This is a genomic window from Variovorax sp. CF079, from assembly GCF_900101545.1.
In the GTDB taxonomy this organism is placed as follows: Bacteria; Pseudomonadota; Gammaproteobacteria; order Burkholderiales; family Burkholderiaceae_C; genus Variovorax.
The window spans coordinates 174,008-194,858 of sequence record NZ_FMZU01000015.1; the positions used below are offsets into that span (position 1 = coordinate 174,008).

24 protein-coding genes and 1 pseudogene are annotated in these 20,851 nt (G+C 67.5%); 7 read left to right on the forward strand and 18 right to left on the reverse strand.

Features of this window, described 5'->3' with window-relative positions; genetic code table 11:
* Window positions 1-48: 48 nt before the first annotated feature.
* Complete coding sequence (locus tag BLS74_RS20885) at window positions 49-1,485, reverse strand: M16 family metallopeptidase (protein ID WP_170855671.1); 1,437 nt, start codon at window positions 1,483-1,485, stop codon at window positions 49-51.
* A gap of 14 nt (window positions 1,486-1,499) precedes the next feature.
* Window positions 1,500-2,939 (reverse strand): M16 family metallopeptidase, encoded by a 1,440-nt coding sequence (locus tag BLS74_RS20890; protein WP_093109050.1) that lies wholly within the window; start codon window positions 2,937-2,939, stop codon window positions 1,500-1,502.
* Window positions 2,940-2,969: 30 nt separating this feature from the next.
* Here BLS74_RS20890 and ftsY point away from each other — a divergent pair, with 30 nt between their 5' ends.
* From ftsY to rpoH, 3 genes are all read left to right on the forward strand, one after another.
* Window positions 2,970-4,088, forward strand: coding sequence for a signal recognition particle-docking protein FtsY (ftsY, locus tag BLS74_RS20895; RefSeq protein WP_093109051.1), 1,119 nt, complete (start codon window positions 2,970-2,972; stop codon window positions 4,086-4,088).
* Between the two features lie 61 nt (window positions 4,089-4,149).
* Window positions 4,150-4,611 carry an Mpo1 family 2-hydroxy fatty acid dioxygenase gene (locus BLS74_RS20900; protein ID WP_093109052.1) on the forward strand — a complete coding sequence of 154 codons (462 nt, stop codon included), beginning with the start codon at window positions 4,150-4,152 and terminating at the stop codon, window positions 4,609-4,611.
* Window positions 4,612-4,779: 168 nt separating this feature from the next.
* Complete coding sequence (rpoH, locus tag BLS74_RS20905; protein WP_093109053.1) at window positions 4,780-5,721, forward strand: RNA polymerase sigma factor RpoH; 942 nt, start codon at window positions 4,780-4,782, stop codon at window positions 5,719-5,721.
* A gap of 66 nt (window positions 5,722-5,787) precedes the next feature.
* Here rpoH and BLS74_RS20910 read toward each other — a convergent pair whose 3' ends face one another.
* Genes BLS74_RS20910 through BLS74_RS20930 form a run of 5 tightly spaced genes read right to left on the reverse strand, consistent with a single transcriptional unit; the run spans window position 5,788 to window position 9,890 of the window.
* On the reverse strand, window positions 5,788-6,393 hold the full coding sequence (locus tag BLS74_RS20910) for an SCO family protein (protein WP_093109094.1): 606 nt from the start codon (window positions 6,391-6,393) through the stop codon (window positions 5,788-5,790).
* 8 nt (window positions 6,394-6,401) lie between these two features.
* Window positions 6,402-7,307, reverse strand: a complete 906-nt coding sequence (cyoE, locus tag BLS74_RS20915) for a heme o synthase (protein ID WP_093109054.1) — start codon at window positions 7,305-7,307, stop codon at window positions 6,402-6,404.
* Window positions 7,304-8,494: a COX15/CtaA family protein gene (locus tag BLS74_RS20920; RefSeq protein WP_093109055.1), complete on the reverse strand. Its 1,191-nt coding sequence runs from the start codon at window positions 8,492-8,494 to the stop codon at window positions 7,304-7,306. The genes cyoE and BLS74_RS20920 overlap by 4 nt, the downstream gene beginning before the upstream one ends.
* 6 nt (window positions 8,495-8,500) lie before the next feature.
* Complete coding sequence (locus BLS74_RS20925) at window positions 8,501-9,226, reverse strand: SCO family protein (RefSeq protein WP_093109056.1); 726 nt, start codon at window positions 9,224-9,226, stop codon at window positions 8,501-8,503.
* Window positions 9,168-9,890, reverse strand: a complete 723-nt coding sequence (locus BLS74_RS20930) for an SURF1 family protein (RefSeq protein WP_093109095.1) — start codon at window positions 9,888-9,890, stop codon at window positions 9,168-9,170. The genes BLS74_RS20925 and BLS74_RS20930 overlap by 59 nt, the downstream gene beginning before the upstream one ends.
* 99 nt (window positions 9,891-9,989) lie before the next feature.
* Here BLS74_RS20930 and BLS74_RS20935 point away from each other — a divergent pair, with 99 nt between their 5' ends.
* Window positions 9,990-10,220, forward strand: coding sequence for a twin transmembrane helix small protein (locus BLS74_RS20935; RefSeq protein WP_093109057.1), 231 nt, complete (start codon window positions 9,990-9,992; stop codon window positions 10,218-10,220).
* A 71-nt stretch (window positions 10,221-10,291) separates the two neighbouring features.
* On the opposite strand, the gene BLS74_RS20940 is transcribed toward BLS74_RS20935, so the two are convergent.
* From BLS74_RS20940 to BLS74_RS20970, 8 genes are all read right to left on the reverse strand, one after another.
* Window positions 10,292-11,173 (reverse strand): cytochrome c oxidase subunit 3, encoded by an 882-nt coding sequence (locus tag BLS74_RS20940; protein ID WP_093109058.1) that lies wholly within the window; start codon window positions 11,171-11,173, stop codon window positions 10,292-10,294.
* Between the two features lie 55 nt (window positions 11,174-11,228).
* A complete protein-coding gene (locus BLS74_RS20945; RefSeq protein WP_093109059.1) occupies window positions 11,229-11,438 on the reverse strand; it encodes a DUF2970 domain-containing protein in 210 nt (69 codons plus the stop codon).
* The gene (locus BLS74_RS20950; protein WP_093109060.1) at window positions 11,435-12,061 is read right to left on the reverse strand and encodes a cytochrome c oxidase assembly protein; all 627 of its coding nucleotides are present in this window, start codon (window positions 12,059-12,061) and stop codon (window positions 11,435-11,437) included. The genes BLS74_RS20945 and BLS74_RS20950 overlap by 4 nt, the downstream gene beginning before the upstream one ends.
* A 2-nt stretch (window positions 12,062-12,063) precedes the next feature.
* Complete coding sequence (locus tag BLS74_RS34815) at window positions 12,064-12,174, reverse strand: cytochrome oxidase small assembly protein (RefSeq protein ID WP_212733682.1); 111 nt, start codon at window positions 12,172-12,174, stop codon at window positions 12,064-12,066.
* Between the two features lie 13 nt (window positions 12,175-12,187).
* Entirely contained in the window at window positions 12,188-13,819 is a 1,632-nt protein-coding gene (gene ctaD / locus BLS74_RS20955; protein ID WP_093109061.1) for a cytochrome c oxidase subunit I, read from the reverse strand.
* Window positions 13,820-13,868: 49 nt separating this feature from the next.
* Window positions 13,869-15,047: a cytochrome c oxidase subunit II gene (gene coxB, locus BLS74_RS20960; RefSeq protein ID WP_093109062.1), complete on the reverse strand. Its 1,179-nt coding sequence runs from the start codon at window positions 15,045-15,047 to the stop codon at window positions 13,869-13,871.
* A 63-nt stretch (window positions 15,048-15,110) separates the two neighbouring features.
* The gene (locus tag BLS74_RS20965) at window positions 15,111-15,587 is read right to left on the reverse strand and encodes a DUF2244 domain-containing protein (RefSeq protein WP_093109096.1); all 477 of its coding nucleotides are present in this window, start codon (window positions 15,585-15,587) and stop codon (window positions 15,111-15,113) included.
* Between the two features lie 123 nt (window positions 15,588-15,710).
* A complete protein-coding gene (locus tag BLS74_RS20970; protein ID WP_093109063.1) occupies window positions 15,711-16,625 on the reverse strand; it encodes a methyltransferase domain-containing protein in 915 nt (304 codons plus the stop codon).
* Window positions 16,626-16,647: 22 nt separating this feature from the next.
* Here BLS74_RS20970 and BLS74_RS20975 point away from each other — a divergent pair.
* Both BLS74_RS20975 and trmL read left to right on the forward strand, forming a co-directional pair.
* Window positions 16,648-17,368, forward strand: a pseudogene (locus tag BLS74_RS20975) (ComF family protein).
* Window positions 17,369-17,462: 94 nt separating this feature from the next.
* Window positions 17,463-17,924, forward strand: a complete 462-nt coding sequence (gene trmL / locus BLS74_RS20980) for a tRNA (uridine(34)/cytosine(34)/5-carboxymethylaminomethyluridine(34)-2'-O)-methyltransferase TrmL (protein ID WP_093109064.1) — start codon at window positions 17,463-17,465, stop codon at window positions 17,922-17,924.
* A gap of 20 nt (window positions 17,925-17,944) precedes the next feature.
* Here trmL and BLS74_RS20985 read toward each other — a convergent pair whose 3' ends face one another.
* The 3 genes from BLS74_RS20985 to BLS74_RS20995 form a co-directional block, all read right to left on the reverse strand.
* The gene (locus BLS74_RS20985) at window positions 17,945-18,841 is read right to left on the reverse strand and encodes a LysR family transcriptional regulator (RefSeq protein ID WP_093109065.1); all 897 of its coding nucleotides are present in this window, start codon (window positions 18,839-18,841) and stop codon (window positions 17,945-17,947) included.
* Between the two features lie 58 nt (window positions 18,842-18,899).
* Window positions 18,900-19,358, reverse strand: coding sequence for a MaoC family dehydratase (locus BLS74_RS20990; protein ID WP_170855672.1), 459 nt, complete (start codon window positions 19,356-19,358; stop codon window positions 18,900-18,902).
* A gap of 159 nt (window positions 19,359-19,517) precedes the next feature.
* Window positions 19,518-20,138 carry a ParA family protein gene (locus tag BLS74_RS20995; RefSeq protein ID WP_093109067.1) on the reverse strand — a complete coding sequence of 207 codons (621 nt, stop codon included), beginning with the start codon at window positions 20,136-20,138 and terminating at the stop codon, window positions 19,518-19,520.
* Between the two features lie 70 nt (window positions 20,139-20,208).
* Between BLS74_RS20995 and BLS74_RS21000 the strand changes: the two genes are divergently transcribed.
* Window positions 20,209-20,850: a glutathione-regulated potassium-efflux system oxidoreductase KefF gene (locus tag BLS74_RS21000; RefSeq protein WP_093109068.1), complete on the forward strand. Its 642-nt coding sequence runs from the start codon at window positions 20,209-20,211 to the stop codon at window positions 20,848-20,850.
* Window position 20,851: the final 1 nt, after the last annotated feature.

A 20,851-nucleotide genomic window follows, 5' to 3' on the forward strand; every position in this document is an offset into this window, starting at 1 on the left:
GCTTTCACGCGCACAGCTTAACGTCAGCCACGCATGAGCTCTTGCCCCTCAAGGCTTGCCGCCTACCACCACCGTCACCATCCGCTCGGGCTGCAGCTTGCGCGCGAATGCGGCCTTGATGTCGGCCGCGGTGACCGCATTCATGCGCGCGGTCCAGGTGTCGAGATAGTCGAGCGGCAGATCGTTCCACGCGATGTTGGACACGTTGCCGAGCAGCTTGCGGTTGCTGTCGAGCAGCAGCGGGAAACCGCCGATCAGGTTGTCCTTGGCAGCCTTGAGTTCGACCGCGGTCGGTCCCTCGGCAACGAACTTCGCGAGCACCTCGCGCGCGACCTTCACCGCTTCCGCGGCCTGGTCGGGGCGGGTCTGGAAGCCGATGCGGAAGGCGCCCGCGTGCAGCCCCGGCGAGAAGCTGCTGTAGACGCTGTAGGCCAGGCCGCGCTTCTCGCGCACCTCCTCGGTCAGGCGCGAAACGAAGCCGCCGCCGCCGAGGACGTAGTTGCCGAGCGTGAGCGCGAAATGGTCCGGGTCGCTGCGCGGGTAGCCGGGCTGGCCGATCCACACGTGCGCCTGCGCCGAATCGAAAGGCAGGCGTTCGTCCTTCGCCGCGGCGAGCGCGGCGACCTGCGGCACGGGCGGCAACGCGGTGCAGCCGCCGGGCTCGGTCGCCATGGGCAGGCGCGACAACAGCGTGGTTGCGATAGCCTCCGCCTGCGCGCGCGTGACCGCACCCACGATGCTGAGCTTGGCGCGGCAAGGCAGGATGAGCTGCTCGTAGCGCTGGCGCATCGTGGCGACGTCGATCTGCGCCAACGTGGCCTCGGTCGTGTCCTGGCCATAGGGATGCGTGCCGTAGGCCGCCTGCGAGAAGGCGCGGCCGGCGATGGTCGCGGGCTTGGTGTTGGCTTCGCGGATCGACGCGTTGAGCTGTTCGCGCTCGCGCTTCCACACGTCTTCGGGAAAGGCCGGTTCGCCGATTTCGCGCGAGGCCAATCGCACCGCCTTGTCGAGCAATGCTGGCTGGGACAGCGTGCGCAGCGAGAAGCTCATGCGGTCGGAGCCTGCGCTGGCATCGAAGTTCGCGCCCAGATCGGCCCAGGCTTCGCCGAGCGCGTTCTCGTCCATCGCCGCGTCATAGGCCCCCAAGCTCAGCACTGACGTGTCCTCGCTGCCCCCCGAGGGGGCTGTCCCGCTTTGGGGCGGCCCGGCAGCGGGACGCCTGCTCGCGCGAATACCCTTCTCGACCATGCCGGCCGTCACGCCCGCCAGGCCGGCCTGCGCGGGCGGATCGCGCCGGCTGCCGGCGTCGAAATCGATCTGCACATCGACGATCGGCAAGGCGTTGGTGGCGGCGAGATAAATCTTCGCGCCGTTGGGCAGCGCCCAATGCTCGATCGGTATGGCGGCCTGGGCGGAGGCGCCGAAGAGGACCGATGCGCCCGCCAGCACGGCGCTCAGCAGAGTCTTGTTCTTGAGAGACAGCATGAAGCGGAACCCTTTCAGCGCAGCTCGCCGGCCGGCGCTGCAAAGCCGCGCGGGCGGCGATTCGTCTCGGGCGGCAGCGGCCGCAATGCGGCGGCGGTCAGCTGTTCGTCGCCGAAGTACTTGGCAGCCACCGCCTGCACCTGCTCGGCAGTGACGGCCTGCAGCCGCGCGATGATGCGTGCGCTGGCGTCGAGCGGCAGGCCCTGAATCCAGTTGCTGCCGAGTTCGCGCGCCTGCGACATCACCGAATCGAGCTTGTAGGTTTCGCTCGCTACCCACTGGGTCTTGACGCGCGCCAGCTCGGCCGCGCCGATGCCCTCGCGCGCGATCAGCGCTACCTGCGCGCGCAGCGCGGCCTCGACCGCTTCCGCGCTCTTGCCCGCGGCCGGCACGCCGTCGAGCACGAAAAGTTGCGGGCCGCGGCCGACGAAGCCCGCGTACGCGCCGGCCGAATCGGCCACGCGGTCCGGACCCTGCGTCAGCGCGCGGTCGAGCCGCGCACCGGGGTAGCCGTCGAGCACCGCGGACAGCACCACCAGCGCATAGGAATCGCTCGCACCGTCGAACTGGTCGGTGGCCGGTATCTGCGGCACGCGGAAGGCGAGCGAGACGTAGGCCTGCTCGGCCGGCGCCTTGAACTCGATGCGGCGGATACCGCGTTGCGCGGGTTCGATGCGGGGCTTGCGCTCGGGCACCGCGCGGCTCGGAATGCGGCCGTAGTACTTCTCGGCCATGGCGCGCACTTTCTCGACGTCGACATCGCCCGCCACCACCACGGCCGCGTTGGCCGGCACGTACCAGCGCTGGAAGAAGGCGCGCGCATCGGCCGGCGTCATTGCATCGAGATCGCTCATCCAGCCGACGATGGGCCGGTGGTAGGGCGAGGCGATGAAGACGGCGGCGTTCTGCTGCTCGCCGAGCAGGGCGCGCGGCTGGTCGTCGGTGCGCAAGCGGCGCTCTTCCTTGACGACCTCGATCTCGCGCTTGAACTCGTCGTCCGGCCACTGGCTGTTCGCGAAGCGGTCGGACTCCAGCTTCATCACCTGCTCCAGCTTGTCGGCCGGGATCTGCTGGTAGTAGCCGGTGTAGTCGCGCGTGGTGAAGGCGTTCTCGCGCCCGCCGAGCGCGGCGACGCGGCGCGAGAACTCGCCGGCCTTCAGTTCTTTGGTGCCCTTGAACATCATGTGTTCGAGCACGTGTGCCACGCCCGAGGTGCCGTCGACCTCGTCGATCGAGCCGACACGCACCCAGAGCATCTGCACCGCGGTCGGCGCGCGCCGGTCGGGCTTGACGATCAGGGTCATGCCGTTGGCGAGGGTGAACTGTCGGGCTTGGGCAGGGACGGAGGCGGCCGGCAGGGTTTGCTGCGCAAGTGCAGGCAGGATCGGCAGCGCGAACAGCACCGAGGCCAGCACCGCACCAGACGCAGCGCGGCGTGGCGAGGGGTGTTTCATAGAATGGCTCGGATTGTAAAAACCCCCCAAATGTTCAGTTTCTTCAAGAAAAAACCGCCGGCCGAGAGCCCTGCCCTGGCACCTGCGGCTTCGCCGGCCCCACTGCCTGCCGAGCCGCCGCCGCCCGCCAAGTCGGTCTTTTCGCCCTCGAGCTGGTTTGGCGGCAAGCCGTCTGCCGACGAGCCGCCGCCAGCCCCTGCTGCCGCGCCCGCACCACCGCCCATCGAAACGCCCCCAGCCGAGGCCGAGCAGCGCAGCGGCTGGCTCGGCAAGCTCAAGACCGGCCTGCGCAAGACCGGCAACAGCATCACCGCGGCCTTCGTCAATGCGCAGATCGACGACGCGCTCTACGAGGAGCTCGAAGCCGCGCTGCTGATGGCCGACACCGGCGTCAAGGCCACCGAGCACCTGCTCGAGGATCTGCGCCGCCGCGTCAAGAGCAGCATGGCGACCGAAGCCTCGCAGGTCAAGCTGCTCCTGGCCGACGCCATCGCGGACCTGCTGCGCCCGCTGGAAAAATCGCTGGTGATCGGCGAGCACACGCCGACCGTGATCATGGTGGCCGGCGTCAACGGCGCCGGCAAGACCACCTCGATCGGCAAGCTCACCAAGCACCTGGCCAACGAGGGCGCTTCCGTGCTGCTGGCCGCGGCCGACACCTTTCGGGCGGCGGCGCGCGAGCAGCTGCTGGTCTGGGCCGACCGCAACACGGTCGAGATCGTGAGCCAGGAAGGCGGCGACCCGGCGGCCGTGAGCTTCGATGCGGTCAATGCCGGCAAGGCGCGCGGCAAGGATGTGGTGCTGGTCGACACCGCCGGCCGGCTGCCGACGCAGCTGCACCTGATGGACGAGCTGAAGAAGATCAAGCGCGTCGTCAACCGGGCCGACGCGAGCGCGCCGCACGAGGTGCTGCTGGTGATCGACGGCAACACCGGGCAGAACGCGCTGGCCCAGGTCAAGGCTTTCGACGAGACGCTGGGCCTGACGGGCCTCGTCATCACCAAGCTGGACGGCACGGCCAAGGGCGGCGTGCTGTGCGCCATCGCCCGGGAGCGGCCGATTCCGGTCTATTTCATCGGCGTCGGCGAGAAGCTGGAGGACCTGGAGACCTTCAAGGCGCGCGAATTTGCCCAGGCCCTGATGGGCTAGCGTCCGCGGCCCTGCTTCTGGCATCATCTTTCGGGGCCGCAGAGCCCGCCAGGAGACTGCCATGCACATCGCCGACACGCCCTTGACCGGCACCGACCGCAAGGTCGACCGCCTGCTTGCCCACTACGGCGAAAGCCACCAGAACCCGACCAACGAGGCGATCCACATGGTCGCCATTCCCGCGATCATGTTCAGCATCGTCGGCCTGCTGTTCGCGCTGCACCCCTGGGTGGCCTACGCCTTCGTCGCGGCCAGCCTGGTCTACTACGCGACGCTGCGCTCACCGGCCTTCCTGGCCACGATGCTGATCGGCACGGTGCTGCTGCTGGCCGTGGTGCATGCGATGGGAGACCTTGTGTTGCCGGTTTCCGCCGTCATCTTCGTCGTGGCGTGGATCTTCCAGTTCATCGGCCACAAGATCGAAGGCAAGAAGCCGTCCTTCTTCGAGGACATCCAGTACCTCTGGGTCGGCCCCTTGTTCGTGCTGTCGCGCCTCTTCTTGCGGCTCGGCCTGCGCTGGTAGACGGGAAACCTTTCCCGGTCACCCGGATCAGACACCGTCCCATCCAAATGAGGACGGCGTTGGAATAGGCTGTGCCTATCAACCCCATTGGAAATGGGTGGGAACCCTAAGCTTAGCACTCCCTCAAACCGAGTGCTAATATGCCCGCCAACGAAGGAGTTCCCCCCAATGACAACACTGTCCGGAGCGTCTGCCAACCAGCTTGCCGTCGCCAATCCGTGGTCGATGGTGCCTCCGCTGGGTAACCTGGACGCTTACATTTCGGCAGCCAACCGCTTGCCCTTGCTCACGCTCGAGGAAGAGCAAGGTTTCGCGCGCCGTTTGCGCGACCACAACGATCTCGAAGCTGCGGGCGCGTTGATCCTCTCGCACCTGCGCCTCGTGGTTTCGATCTCCCGCCAGTACCTGGGCTATGGGCTGCCGCACGGCGACCTGATCCAGGAAGGCAACGTCGGCCTGATGAAGGCCGTGAAGCGTTTCGACCCCGATCAGGGCGTGCGGCTGGTCAGCTACGCGATGCACTGGATCAAGGCCGAGATTCACGAGTACATCCTGAAGAACTGGCGCATGGTCAAGGTCGCGACGACCAAGGCTCAGCGCAAGCTGTTCTTCAACCTGCGCTCGATGAAGCAGAGCTTCAAGGCCGACTCGGCCGCCGGCGACGGCGACACGCACCGCGACACCTTGAGCGCGGACGAAGTCTCGCAAATGGCGACCCGCCTGAACGTGAAGCCCGAAGAAGTGCTGGAGATGGAAACGCGCCTGTCCGGCGGCGACGTGCTGCTCGATCCGAGCCCCTCGGACGACGGCGACGACGGTTTCGGCCCCATCGCCTACCTGGCCGACGCCACGCAGGAGCCCACCGCCCAGCTCGAATCGCGGCAACGCGACCGTCTGTCGACCGACGGCATCTCGACCGCGCTGCAAGCGCTGGACGAGCGCAGCCGCCGCATCGTGGAAGAGCGCTGGCTCAAGGTCAACGACGACGGCTCGGGCGGCATGACGCTGCACGACCTGGCCGCGGTGTACGGCGTGAGCGCCGAACGCATTCGCCAGATCGAGGTGGCGGCCATGAAGAAGATGAAGAAGGCGCTGGCAGACTTCGCCTGAGGCGCTCTTCGATCCCGATCAAGCCCGGCCTTCGCCGGGCTTTTTCATTGCTTCGACAGCGTCCGGTCAGGACTTGAGCAGCGCCTTCACGTCCGACACCATCGCCGGCACGCCCGCGCCGTAGCGCGCATAGAGTCGCAGCCGGCCCTCGGTGTCGTAGACGAAGCTGGCCGCCGAGTGGTCCATGGAGTAGCTGGTCGGCGTCTTGCCTTCGACCTTCTTGTAGTAGGCCTTGAAGTCCTTCGCCAATGCCGGCAGCTGCTCGGGCGTGGGAATCAGCGCGACGAAGGCCGGATCGAAGGCGCCCATGTAGGCCTTCATCACCGCCGGCGTGTCGCGCTCCGGATCGACCGTGACGAACAGCACCTGCAGCTTGTCGCTGTCGGCGCCCAGCTGCTGCTTGACCTGTGCCATCTCGCTCATGGTCGTCGGACAGACGTCGGGGCATTGCGCATAGCCGAAGAACAGCACCACGACCTTGCCCTTGAAGTCGGCCAGGGTGCGCAGCTTGCCGTCGGCATCGGTCAGCGAGAAGCCCTTGGCGTAGTCGGCGCCCGTGATGTCCACGGCATTGAAGCTGGGCTTTTTCTCCGAGCATGCCGCGAGGTTCAACCCCACCGCCGCCGCGAGGCCGGTCCAGGCCATCAACCGAAGTGCATGCCGCTTGTTCATGAGTTCGTTCATCGCAGGTAGTGGTCGATCAGCAGCGCTGCGAACAGCACGCTCAGATGGATCAGTGAAAAACGGAAGGTCTTGCGCGCCAGCGCGTCGGAGTAGTTGCGCCACAGCGCGAAGGCGTAGCCGGTAAAGCCGATGCTCACCCCGATGGCGACCGCCAGGTACAGCCATCCGCTCATGCCGTAGATGAAAGGCATCAGGCAGGCGGCGAAGAGGATGAAGGTATAGAGCAGCACCTGCAGCCGCGTGAACTCGTTGCCGTGCGTCACCGGCAGCATCGGCAGGCCGGCCTTGCGATAGTCCTCGACGCGGTAGAGCGCCAGCGCCCAGAAGTGCGGCGGCGTCCACAGGAAGATGATGAGGAAGAGGATCAGCGCCTCGGGCCCGACCTCGCCCGTCATCGCAGCCCAACCCAGCACCGGCGGCATCGCGCCGGAAGCGCCGCCGATCACGATGTTCTGCGGCGTCAGCGGCTTGAGGATCACGGTGTAGACCACGGCATAGCCGACGAAGGTCGCGAAGGTCAGCCACATCGTGAGCGGGTTCACCGCGAACCACAGCACGGCCGAGCCGGCAGCGCACAGCGCGGCCGAGAACACCAGCGCCTGCCGGTCGCTCAGCTGGCCGCGCGCGGTGGGCCGCCAGGCCGTGCGCTTCATCTTCGCATCGATGCCCTTCTCGACCAGGCAGTTGAAGGCCGCCGCCGCGCCGGCCACCAGCCAGATGCCGATGCAGGCCAGCGCGCCGCGCTGCAATTCGGCCAGGCCGGGCACGCCGGGCACTGCGAGCACCATGCCGATGAGTGCGCAGAACACGATCAGCTGCACGACGCGCGGCTTGGTCAGCGCATAGAACTGGCGCAGGACGCTGGCGGTGCTCGGGCTGTGGATCGATGCAGGCGTGGTCATGCGACCTCCATCTTGCCGCGGGGGGCGCGAGTGCCCGCCGGCACGGCTGCGCGCTCGGCCCGGCTTTCGCACAGCGCCCAGGTCAGCACCACCGCGAGCGCAGCGGCGCCACCGGTATGAAGAACGGCCGCCACCAGCGGCCATCCGAGCAGCACGTTGCCGAGGCCGGTCGCGAGCTGCAACAGCGCCAGGCCGGCCAGCCATTTCGCCTGCACGCGCAGCGGCGCGATGCGGCGCAGCTGCCAGACCAGCACGCCGAGCGCGACGAACACCAGGTAGGCCATCAGCCGATGAACGTAGTGAATGGCAGTCAGCGCTGCGAAGTCGATCGGCGTGCCGTTGGCCGACTCGCCGAGCGAGCGCCAGATCTGGAAGCCCTGCGTGAAGTTCATGGGCGGCCACCAGCTGTTCTGGCAGATCGGGAACTGGGTGCAGGCGAGCACCGCGTAGTTGGTGCTGACCCAGCCGCCGAGCGCGATCTGCAGCACGAGCAACGCGGTCACGGCGATCAACAGCGTGCGCAGCATCGGCGGCACGGCCGTGGGCAGCCGTTCCGCCGCCGCCTGCCGGTAGCGCACGGCCTGGATGCACAGCAGCGCCAGCAGCACGACGGCGCCCAGCAGGTGGAGCGTGACGATGGCGGGATAGAGCTTCCAGGTCACGGTCAATGCACCGAAGGCGCCCTGCAGGCAGACCCAGACCAGGGTCGCGGCCGGCCACCAGGCACTGAGCGGCCGTTCGCGCGCATGCTGCGCGTCGTGCCGCTGGCGCCAGCGCGCACGCCAGGTGGCGACGGCCAGCGCGAGGATCAGCACGCCGACGCCGGTGGCCAGGTAGCGATGGACCATTTCCACCCATGCCTTGCTGTGTGTCACCGGGCCGGTCGGCTGCGCGGCCTCGGCCATCGCGATGTCGTGGCTGGCGCCGAATGGGCTGGCATTGCCGTAGCAACCGGGCCAGTCGGGGCAGCCCAGGCCCGAATCGGTGAGCCGCGTGAAGGCACCGAACAGCGTGAGATCGAAGGTCAGGAAGAGCGTGAGCACGGTCAAGGCGTAGAGCCGCCGGGCCGGGCCGGCACCGGTGTTGCGCCGCCAGACCCAGGCGAGCGGACCGAGGGCGAGCAGCACCCCGACGCCCATGAGCCAGGCGATCGGCGTGAGGTCGTAGAGCGAGCTCGTTTCCATGATGATCGGCTAGCGGCCCGGCTCGTCCCACGACGCGGAGGCGCGCAGGAGCCGATCGAGATCGCGCTTGGCCCGGCTGGCGCCGGCCGCATCCATGCGGGCGGGAAAACGCATCATCCAATTGCCGATGGGATCGACCACATACAGGTGCTCCGCCAGCGCGTGGCCGGAGGCTGGCGCCAGCCACTGCGCCAATTGCGTCGCCGGCACGCGCAGCACCGTCGCGCCATGCAAGCCGTTGTTCAGGCGCTCGGGGACGGGCGCGGCGTCGCTCACGAGCCAGACGCGGTCGAGCCGATCCTTTTCGCGGCCCAGGCTTTCCCGCAACTGGCGCTGCAGATAGAGCTGCTGCTCGCACAGCGCATCGCAGCCCGCATCCCCCACCGCGACCAGCAGCCACTGCCCCTTGAGCGTCGACAGGCGCACGGGCGCACCATCGCGCGAGGTCGCGACCAGGTCGGGCAGGCTGCGCTGCGGATCGACGAGTTCGCCGTAGACGCGCCGGCCCTCGGGCCGGATCACGTAGTAGGTGAAGTACGAAGCGATCACCGGCGCCGCGCAGCACAGCATGACCAGGATCATCTTCCAGCGGCCGATCACGGTCCGACGCCCTTCCGCGCCGTCCAGGGCCTGGCGCGGCGACGGCATCGAGTGCACGGTCAGGCCGAGCGGCTCGTCAGCTGCGGCGGAAACGGCGCGCGCGGCGGTAGGGGGCGATGAATTGAAACCAGACATAGAGGAATACCACGAGGGTCGCGAGCCCGAACCACTGGAACGCATAGCCGTAGTGCTTTTCGACACCCAGCGCGGGAGCCGGCCAGTCGCGCTGCAAGCCCTCGGAATCCGGCCCGGCCTGCTGCAGCGAGACATCGGTCCGCAGGGGCAAACCGGTTTCGGCGCGGAACGCTTCAAGATCGAGATTCTGCCGGATGGGCGAAGACCCCGCGCCGGGCTGCGCCGGCGCCCCCGGTGCGGCCTTGCCCAGGTCAAGGAGGTGCGAGGGGGGTGGCTCGATCCTGCCGGTCACCTCGACCAGGCCGGCTGGCGTGTCGACCGGCGCGAGTTGCGCCCGGTCATTGAAATTGCGCTGCACCCAGCCGCGCTGCACCAGCACGGTCTGCTCGCTGCCCTCGACGGCAAAGGGCGTGAGCACGTAGAAGCCGGGCACGCCATGCATCTGGCGGTTGTCCAGGTAGACCGTGTGCGGCGCCAGCCAGAGCCCGCGCAGGCGCACCGGCCGGTGCAAGGCCGACGTGGCCTTGTCGAGCGCGAGGAAGGCCTGCTGATCGATCGGCGGAAGATTCTTCTGCGCATCGATTTCCGCCTGCAGCGCCTCTTTTTGCGCGGCGCGGGAGAGCTGCCAGCGACCCAGCGAAACGGTCGCGGCGAGGGTGAGCACGGCAGCCACCGTGAGCAGCCAGAAACGCCCTCTGCGCGAGTTGTGCGCAGGGGGCCGAAAGTCATCGTTCAAGTCAGGGGACGGGTCGGGCCGCCGATAATGGGGGTCATGAAATACCTTGTCGCCCTCGCCTTCGTCGGCATCCTGGCGAGCCTCGGATTCGCGCTGTTCTTCATGCTGCGGGACGGCCGCGAGGGGCGCGCCAAGAGCGGCGGCATGGTGCGCGCGCTCACCGTTCGGATCGGCCTCTCGGTGGTTTTGTTCCTCTGCCTGCTGGCGGCCTGGAAGCTCGGCTACATCCAGCCGGGGGGATTGCCGCTCGGCAAGTAGGTTGTGCTCGTTCCACAAGCACCATGAAAAAAGCGCCTTTCGGCGCTTTTTTGTTGTGCCGTCGGGGATGCTCAAAGCCAGTAGACCAGGAAGTACAAGCCGAGCCACACCACGTCGACGAAGTGCCAGTACCAGGCGGCGCCTTCGAAACCGAAGTGGCGCTCCGGCGTGAAATGGCCGCTACGCAGCCGCAGGGTGATGAACAGCAGCATCAGCATGCCGATGAACACGTGCAGGCCGTGGAAGCCGGTCAGCATGAAGAAGGTGGAACCGTAGGCACCCGAGCTGAGCTTGAGGTTCAGGTCGGTGTACAGGTGGTGGTACTCGTAACCCTGCACGCCGAGGAAGGTCGCGCCGAGCACCACGGTGAGCCACATGAAGCGCACGGCCTGGGCGCGGTGGTTCGCACGCAGCGCGTGGTGGGCGATCGTGAGCGTGACGCCCGAGCTCAGCAGCAGCGCCGTGTTGATGGTCGGCAGCCAGAAGGGGCCGACCGTCTGGAACGGCTCGACGATGTCGGCCGGCGAACCCGTTGCACCGGCGGCCACGGTGGGCCACACGGCCTTGAAGTCGGGCCACAGCAGGGCGTTGTCGAGGCTGCCGAGCGAGGGCAGCGCATGCGTGCGGGCCCACCACAGCGCAGTGAAGAAGGCACCGAAGAACATCACTTCGGAGAAGATGAACCAGCTCATGCTCCAGCGGAACGAGAGGTCGACCTTGTGACCGTACTGGCCGCCTTCACTTTCGCTGATCGACCGGCGGAACCAGACGAACAGCGTGCCGAGCCACAGCAGCATGCCCGCCGCCAGCGACCATGCGCCCCACTGATGGCCGTTGATCCACTGGGCGGCACCGAAGATGACGAAGAGCAAGCCGGTCGCGGCCAGGACCGGGTAGGCCGATGGCGGGGGCACGAAGTAGTAGGGCGTGGTGCCGTGGGCGGTTGAACTCATATCAGGTCCTGGCTTTCTTCTCTCAATTCAAATCTGTGGGGCAGGCATCTTCTTGTCAGGGCGCGACGACGAACTTCACCAGGAGGATCAGCCCGACGACGAACACCACCACCGCGACAAAGCCGACGGCAATGATGTGCAGCGGCGTGAGCTTGGTGATGTCTTCCTGGTAGTCGCTGTTCTTGCGCACGCCGAAGAAGCCCCAGGCCACTGCCTTGACGGTGCGCCAAAGGGAGCCTTTGCGGGGCGTTTCGGTCGCGGTCATGAGCGTGGCTCCGCAACCGATGCCGCCGCATTGGCCGCCACAGGGGCGGCCGGCGTCTTGCCGCCGACCTCGAAGAAGGTGTACGACAGCGTGATCGTCTTGACGTCCTTGGAGATCCTCGGGTCGATCACGAAGGCGACCGGCCACTGCTTCTTCTCGCCCGCATCGAGCGTGTACTGGTTGAAGCAGAAGCACTCGAGCTTGTTGAAGTAGGGCGCGGCCTGCTGCGGCGCGTAGCTCGGGATGGCCTGAGCGGCCATGCGGCGGTTCTGCACGTTCTGGAACTCGTACATCACCGTGTTGAGCTGACCCGGGTGCACCTGCATCGAGCTTTGCGCCGGCTTGAAATCCCAGAGGCCGCGCACGTTGGCGTCGAACTCGACCGTGATGGTGCGGCTGGTGTCGACCTGCGTGTTGTCGGGCAGCCGCACGTTCTTGCCGCCGCTGGCGCCGCCCGGCACCGCGAGTTCGGACAGCGACAGGATGTTGACGCCGGTCATCTCGCAGATCGCGCGGTACATCGGCACCAGCGCATAGCCGAACGCGAACATGCCGGCCGCCACGACGGCCAGCTTGCCGACCATGCGGACATTCTCGCGGCGGATGCGCTGGCCGATGCCCATCTTCAGTGTCCGATCCAGACCATGCGAACGATGAACCCGATGAAGAACAGCACCGCGATGGAGGCCAGCGTGAGCCCCATGCGTCGGTTGTTCCTCTTTTGTTCAGGCGTCATGACGCGATTCCTCTCAGCCGATCACCTTGGTGGCGGTGGGATCCAGCTTCGGCGGGTTCTCGAAGGTGTGGAAAGGCGCGGGCGAAGGCACTTCCCACTCGAGGCCTTCGGCGGCTTCCCAGGGCTTCTGCGACGCCTTCTCGCCCTTGCCCTGCATGGTGGGCAGCACGATGAAGAGGAAGAAGTAGACCTGTGCCAGGCCGAACGCGAAGGCACCCACGGAGGCCACCGCATTGAAGTCGGCGAACTGCATCGGGTAGTCGGCATAGCGACGCGGCATGCCGGCCAGACCCAGGAAGTGCATCGGGAAGAAGGTGATGTTGAAGGAAATCAGCGACCACCAGAAGTGGACCTTGCCGCGCCACTCGTTGTACATGACGCCGGTCCACTTGGGCACCCAATAGTAGAAGCCGGAGAACATGCCGAAGAGCGAGCCGGCCACCAGCACGTAGTGGAAGTGCGCCACCACGTAGTAGGTGTCCTGCAGCTGGGTGTCGATGGGCGCGACCGCGAGGATCAGGCCCGTGAAGCCGCCCATGGTGAACACGAAGATGAAGCCCACGGCGAACAGCATCGGGGTCTCGAAGGTCATCGAGCCCTGCCACATCGTCGCGATCCAGTTGAAGATCTTCACTGCCGTCGGCACCGCGATCAGCATGGTCGCGTACATGAAGAACAGCTGGCCGGTGAGCGGCATGCCGGTCGTGAACATGTGGTGCGCCCAGACGATGAACGACAGGATCGCGATCGACGAAGTGGCGTAGACCATCGAGGCGTAGCCGAACAGGCGCTTGCGCGAGAAGGCCGGCACGACCTGGCTGATGATGCCGAAGGCCGGCAAGATCATGATGTAGACCTCGGGGTGGCCGAAGAACCAGAAGATGTGCTGGTACATCACCGGGTCGCCGCCGCCGGCGGGATTGAAGAAGCTGGTGCCGAAGTGGCGGTCGGTCAGCGTCATGGTGATGGCGCCGGCGAGCACGGGCATCACGGCGATCAGCAGGTAGGCGGTGATGAGCCAGGTCCAGCAGAACATCGGCATCTTCATCAGCGTCATGCCCGGGGCGCGCATGTTGAGGATGGTCACGATGATGTTGATCGAGCCCATGATCGAGCTGGCACCCATGATGTGCATCGCGAAGATGCCGGCGTCCATCGAGGCGCCCATCTGCAGCGTGAGCGGCGCGTAGAGCGTCCAGCCAGCGGCGGGCGCGCCGCCGGGCATGAAGAAGGAACCCACCAGCATGATGGCCGCCGGGATCAGCAGCCAGAAGCTGAAGTTGTTCATCCGCGCGAAGGCCATGTCGGAGGCGCCGATCTGCAGCGGCACCATCCAGTTCGCGAAGCCCACGAAGGCCGGCATGATCGCGCCGAACACCATGATCAGGCCGTGCATGGTGGTGAACTGGTTGAACAGCTCGGGGTTGACCACTTGCAGGCCGGGCTGGAACAGCTCGGCGCGGATCAGGAGCGCGAGCACGCCGCCCACCATCAGCATGGTGAAGGAGAACAGCAGGTACAGCGTACCGATGTCCTTGTGGTTGGTCGCGAACACCCAGCGGCGCCAGCCGGCCGGCGCGCCATGGTGATCGTCGTGGGCATGGTCGCCGTGGGCGTGACCGTGGGGGTCGAGGACTGCGCTCATCTTGATATTCCTTGCAAACTCTTCGTCGTGGCGTCGCGGTGGCAGGGGCTTACTTGCCGCGCTGCGCGAGCACTTCGGCCGGCTGCACGATCTGACCGGTCTTGTTCGACCAGCTGTTCTTGGTGAAGCTCGCCACGGCCGCGAGGTCGGTGTCGCTCAACTGCTTCCAGGAGGGCATGGCGCCGTTGTTCTGGCCTTTGAGCAGCACCTGGACCTGCTTGCTGTGATCGGTATCCAGCACGACCGCTGCGCCGTCGAGCGGCTTGATCGGGCCGGCGCCCTTGCCGTTGGCCTGGTGGCAGGCGGCGCAGTTGGCCGCATAGACCTTCTCGCCGCGGGCCAGGATTTCCGGCAGCGTCCAGACCTTGCTCGGGTCGTCCTGCTTGGCGGCCGCCTCCTTGCGCTTGGCATCCACCCAGGCGGTGTAGTCGCCAGCCGAGACCACCTTGACGTGGATCGGCATGTAGGCGTGTTCCTTGCCACAGAGTTCCTGGCACTGGCCGTAGTAGTCGCCCACCTTCTCGGCGCGGAACCAGGTGTCGCGAACGAAGCCCGGAATCGCATCCTGCTTGAGGCCGAGCTGCGGCACGGCGAAGGCATGGATCACGTCGTTGGCGGTGGTGATGATGCGCACCTTGGTGTTGACCGGCACGACCATCGGGTTGTCGACCTTGAACAGGTAGTCGTCCGGCACGTCGCCCTTGGCGCCGGCATCGGACAGCGCGCGGTGCGAGCTGTCGAGCGTCGAGATGAAGGCCAGGCCTTCGCCTTCGCCCTTGACGTAGTCGTAGCCCCACTTCCACTGGTAGCCGGTGGTCTTGATGGTGAGGTCGGCGTTGGTGGTGTCCTTCTGGGCCACTAGCACCTTGGTGGCCGGCAGCGCCATCAGGATCACGATGATGAAGGGCACGATGGTCCAGATGACTTCGACTACCACCGATTCGTGGAAGTTGGCGGCCTTGTGGCCGACCGACTTGCGGTGCTTCCAGATCGAATAGAACATGACCGCGAACACGGCGATGAAGATCACGGTGCACAGGATCATCATCGCGTTGTGCAGGAAATGCTGCTCCGCGGCGATCTTGGTGACACCGGTCGGCAGATTCAACTGACGCACCGACGGGCCGCCGGCCAGGTCGTTGACCGCGTGCGCCGCGCCGCTGAATGCCGCGCCGGTCGCCAGCAGCAGATTCGCCGGCCAGTGCTTGTTGCGCCAAATGCTCTTCATCGTGTTCACTTCTTCATTTCCAGTTAACCCACCGGTCCCCACGGTGCCGCACTGCGCCGAGCCTCAGGCGCCGCGCAATGCCATGCGAATCTCGCGCGCCAGCGCCGCACGCAACTCCGGGCGCACGTAGCGCCCCACCCTGACCGAACGACCCTGACCCGAAACCTCGATCAGCGAGCGATCGCTGGCCTCCGGCTCGACCCGCACCTGGTGCGGCAAGAATTCCGTGCGCTCGTAGTGCCCGCCGTTTTCGAGCTCGACCACCAGCCGGCCGCCCTGCAGCGCGATCTTTTCGCCGTCGGTCGCATGCCGCGCATACAGCAGGAACGCGAAGCCCACGGCGGCCAGTTCGAGCCACGCGAACGGCAGCACGAGCGGCGCGCCATGCAGCCAGAAGACGGTTCCGGTGCCGAGCGACACCACGCACAGCGACGCATAAAGCCAGCCGAGCTGGCTCGGCGTGACCGAGCAGTTGCGCTTCAGGAACCAGTGGATGCTCTGGCCTGAGACAGTGGCAAAACGAAACACGGAATTCGACACGGGCGAGTTCAGCAAATCGGTGCGTCGAAACGATGTCAAACCCATGTCCGACAGGCCTCGATCACGGGACAATACCCGGGAGTTCACGCAGCGCCGGATTGTAGCGGGTCGAGCAAGCGCGGCTCAGCCGCCCGGACGGCCGCGCTGGAGCATGGAGCGCATCTCGCGCAGCGAGACCGCGCTTTCGGCCGCCAGCGCCACCCGCGGCGCGGGTTTGAAGGCATGGCCGTAGATGATCTCGAAGGTCAGCGCGATCCGGCCGGCGCCTTCCGCGGAGAGCGCGAAATCGGGCAGCGCCCGGCACAGCGTCCGATGCCAGGCCTTGCCGCGCAGCCCGGGGAAACGCGCCGGATGAAGGTTGCGCCCGAGCGTGCGCAGCTCGGCGAGCGCCGCCTCGGCGGTGGGCCAGGTGAGCATGATGCGCTCCATGTCCATCACGGGCTCGGCGAAGCCGGCGCCCACGAGCATGTCACCCCAGTCGTGCATGTCGGTGAACTCGTGGCTGGGCGGGGGCCAGCCGAAGCGCTCGTGCAGCACGCGCAATTCGCGCAGGGTGTCTGGCCCGAAGCAGGAGAACATCAAGAAGCCGTCGGTCGCCACCAGGCGGTGCCAGCGCGCGATCAGGGCCTGCGGATCGGCCGCCATGTGCAGCGCCATGTTGGCCCACAGCAGGTCGACGCCCTCTTCGGGCGGCGGATCAAAGCTCGGCCGCGCACCCTGCCAGCGCCGCGCGCTCCACCAGGGTGCCGCCAGCGCCTGGCCGGTGGCCGGTACGAGCGCCGCTTCCGGCTCGATCACGAAGGACTTGGCATCGCGATAGCGGCGCACGACCTGCGAGTGCACCTCCAGGCCGCCGTGCAGCGGCGCCCAGTCGGCCCAGCTGCGCGGCCTTGCCTTGATCCATTGCAGCCGGTCTTCCATGCGGCGGCCGATTTCTTCGTGCAGCCACGGCGAACCCGAGGCCGGCGCGAGCCGGCTCCAGCGTGCGGCCGCCGTGGCGTCGATGGTCGGCGGGCGCTGCGCGGGGTCGGTGTCCATGGGGCGCTCAGTATATTGAGCCATGTTCAAGCCGTGGATCGAACGTCCTTTCTCCGCATTGCTCGAGCGCCTGCCGAGCCAGTGCGCCGTGTGCCGCGCCTGGCCCTCGCGGCCGGTGTGCGACGGCTGCGTGACGCGCTTCGCTCCACCCGTTTCGCGCTGCGCCACCTGTGCGCTGCCGATGCCGGCCGGCGTTGCGCAGTGCGGCGACTGCGTCTTGCACCCGCCGCCGCCGCTCGACGCCTGCCTGATGGCTTGCGCCTATGGCTGGCCGTGGCCGGAATGCATCGCGCAGTTCAAGTTCCGCGGCGACGCAGGCTGGGTCGCACCGTTCTCGACGCTGCTGCGCAGCGCACCCTGGGTCGAGCCGGCGATCGAGCAGGCCGACCTGGTGCTCCCGGTTCCGCTGGCGCCGGCACGGCTGCGCGAGCGCGGATTCACCAGGCGCACGAGCTGGCACGCCGGCTGGCGCCGCGCAAGGTCGACGCGACCTTGCTGCTGCGCACCCGGGAGACGACTGCGCAAAGCGGCCTGACGCGGGCGGAGCGGCTGCGCAACCTGCGCGGCGCTTTCGCGCCCGAACCGCTGCGCGCAGTGGCCGTGCAGGGCGGCGCATCGTGCTGGTGGACGACGTGATGACGAGCGGGGCTTCGCTGTTCGCGGCCTCGGAGGCGTTGCGAATGGCAGGCGCATCGCATATCACCGCCGTCGTGCTGGCACGAACGGATCCCCCCGCAGGATAGGCCCCCACGCTCGGCACTGCGTGTCCTCGCTGCCCCTGAGGAGGCCGCGGGTCGTCTTGGGGCGGCCCGGCGTCGACCTGAGCACAATCGCCCCATGTTCCACATCGTCCTGGTCGAGCCCGAAATCCCGCCCAACACCGGCAACGTGATCCGGCTCGCCGCCAATACCGGCTGCACCCTGCACCTGGTCGAGCCGCTCGGCTTCTCGATGGACGACCGGCTGCTGCGGCGCGCCGGGCTCGACTATCACGAATACGCCGAAGTCCGGCACCACGCGAGCTGGCAGATGCTGCTCGATGCCGAGCGGCCGGCGCCCGATCGCCTGTTCGCGCTCACGACGCGGGGCACGCGCGCGGTTCACGACGTCGCCTTCCGCCCCGGCGACTGGCTGGTTTTCGGATCGGAGACGCGCGGCCTGGCGCCCGAACTGCGCGAAAGCTTTGCGCCGCCGCAGCGCCTGCGCCTGCCGATGCGCGAGGGCCAGCGCAGCCTGAACCTGTCGAACGCGGTGGCGGTGACGGTCTTCGAGGCTTGGCGGCAGAACGGATTTGCCTGAGCGGTGCGGCCGGCTTCTGCTCAGGCCGGCAGACACCGGGCCGAAAGCGGCTCGCCCAGAAAGTCGAGGAAGGCCCGGGTGCGCGCCGGCATCAACTTGCGGCTGGGCAGCGCCGCGCAGATCGTGAAGCGGCCGGCGGTCCACTCGGGCAGCACCGGCACCAGCGCGCCGCTGGCCAGCTGCGACGCCACCAGCACCTTCGCCAGCGCCGCAATGCCCGCGCCTGCCATCGCGGCCTGACAGAGCAGTTCGAGGCTGGCCGATTGCAGCGCGACGGGCATGTCGACTTCGACCGGCACTGCCGATCCCTCGCGCGGCTGCAGACGAAGCCGCGCCCCCGGAAAGCGAAGGTAGGCAAGGCCTTCCAGGTCTTCCGGCCGCGCCGGCGTCCCTGCGCGCTGCAAGTAGGCGGGCGCCGCGCAAAGGATCATGTCGGTGCGGGCCAGCGGCCTCACGACCAGATTCGGATCGGCACCATCCTCCAGCAGCAGCAGGCTCAGGTCGGCGGATTCGACCCGTTGTCGCGGAAAAGGGTCGACGGCGATGTCCAGCGTCAGCTTCGGATGCAGCGCACGCCACGAGGCAATGCGCGGCGCCAGCAGATGGGTGGCGAGCGCCGGCGTCGAGAGGATGTGCAGCGTGCCCCGCAGCTCGCGCGTGCTGCCCGCCGCGGCGGCCTCGGCGTCGTCGATGCCGCGCAGGATCGTGCGCAAGCTTTCCAGATAGCCCGCGCCCGCCTCGGTGAGGTGGATGCTGCGCGTGCTGCGCTGCATCAGGCGCGCGCCCAGATGCGCCTCGAGATCGCCGATCAGCCGGGTGACCGCCGCCGGCGAGAGCTCCAATGCCCGCGCGGCCGCCGCAAAACCACCTTCGTCGATCACGCGCTGGAAGACGCGCATGGAAAGCAATCGGTCCATGCGAACCCTACGTGCCGGCCGGGCCGGCGGATTCGCTTCGCCGAGAAAAAGCCGCCGCTCAGCGGAAGCGGCGCACCACTGATTCGGCGACGCAGGCGGGCTTGGGCGCACCTTCGAGCTCGATCGTGGTCTCCCAGACCATCTGTAGACCATCATCCGGAATCGGCTCGGCACTCAGCAGCTTCATGCGCCCGCGCAGGCGCCCGCCGACGGGCACCGGCGTCATGAAGCGCACCCGGTTGAGCCCGTAGTTCACGCCCATGCGCGACTCGACCACCTCGAAGGCCGTTTCATAGAAACGCGGCAGCATCGACAGGGTCAGGAAGCCGTGCGCGATCGGCCCGCCGAAGGGGCCGGCCTTGGCCCGCTCGACATCCACATGGATCCACTGGTGGTCGCCGGTCGCCTCCGCGAACTGGTTGACCTGCTCCTGCGTGACGGTGATCCAGTCGCTCACGGCGACTTCCTGGCCAACGCAGGCGGCAAGATCCTGAAGGGTCTGGAACGTTTTTTTCATGCGCTTCACTCTATCCGGCCGGCGCCGCAACCGCTGTAGCTGGCGTGACAACGGCGCCCCATTCGGGAAACACCGCGGAACCGGCTTTGCCGGGCCGCTGGTGTTGCCCCCGGTGAGGGGGTTGGCGGCCACACGAAGTGGGCAAGCCTGGGGGAGAGCTTATGAATCGAGCCATTGACGGATCGGCTCCCACTGCTCGAGATCGCGCTGCACGCGCCCCGGCGCGATGTCGAACAGCGTGAGCCCGCGCGCGGCCAGCTGCACGTAGTTCTGCGTGTCGCGCAGCTCGCCCAGCACCGGCACGCCGAGCCCGGCGACGAATTCGCGCAGGCGATCGGCCGCCAGCGTGCGCGCGTCGACGCGCATGCCGACGAGGCCGATCTTTGTCTTGTCGGCATGGCGGTGCGCCAGCAGCTTGTCGAGGAAGTCGCGCGTCGCGTAGATGTCGAAGATGCTCGGCTGCAGCGGCACCAGCACCTTGTCAGCCACCGCCACCACGTCCTTGAAGCGCGCACCGTGCAGACCGGCGGGCGTGTCGATCACGGCATGCGTGGTGCCGCGCGGGGGCCGTACCACGTTGCCGTCGTCCGACGCCTCCCAGGTCCTGATCTCGCGCGCCTGCGGCGTGCGCAGGCCGAGCCAGAGCCTGGACGACTGCTGGCGGTCAATGTCGCCCAGCATCACCGCATGGCCGCGGCTCGCGAAGTAGCCCGCAATATTGGTTGCGAGCGTGGATTTGCCGACCCCGCCCTTGGGATTGGCGACCAGGACCACCGGCATGACAGGCTCCTTGGATGCGAAAGACAGGCGCCATAGTAGCCGCGCGCGGAGTGCGCTATGTTCGGCGCCTATGACGACAACAACAGGGCCGGGAAGCCCCCCACCCAGCATCTATCTGCTCGCCGCCCATCCGCACTGGCGCGATTCGCGCGCCAACCTCGCCCTGCTCAAGGCGGCCCGCGAGGTGCCCGGCGTCGACGCCAACGACCTCTATGCCAGCTATCCCGACTACGCGATCGACGTCGAGGCCGAGCAGGCCCGTCTGGCCCGCGCCGACCTGCTGGTGCTGCTGCATCCGATCCAGTGGTACTCGATGCCGCCGCTGCAGAAGCTCTGGTTCGACGAGGTGCTGAGCTACGGCTGGGCCTACGGCGGCGGCGGGTCGGCGCTGGAAGGCAAGGACTGCTGGCTGGTCGCGACCACCGGCGGGCCGGAGCACAGCTACCACCCGCAGAGCTACAACCGCTACTTCTTCGACGCCTTCCTGCCGCCCTACGAGCAGACCGCCGCGCTGTGCGGCATGCGATTCCTGCCGCCGTTGCTGTTCCACGGCGCGCGCAGGGCCACCCAGGAAGAGCTGCTGGCGCACGTCGAAGTCTTCACGGAGCGACTCTCGTCCTATCCGAACTGGCCCGAGCTGGAAGACATGGAGGGATGCCCCAGCTGCGTGGTGCCTGCCACCGACAGGCCGCACGAACACGAAGAGGCCTGAG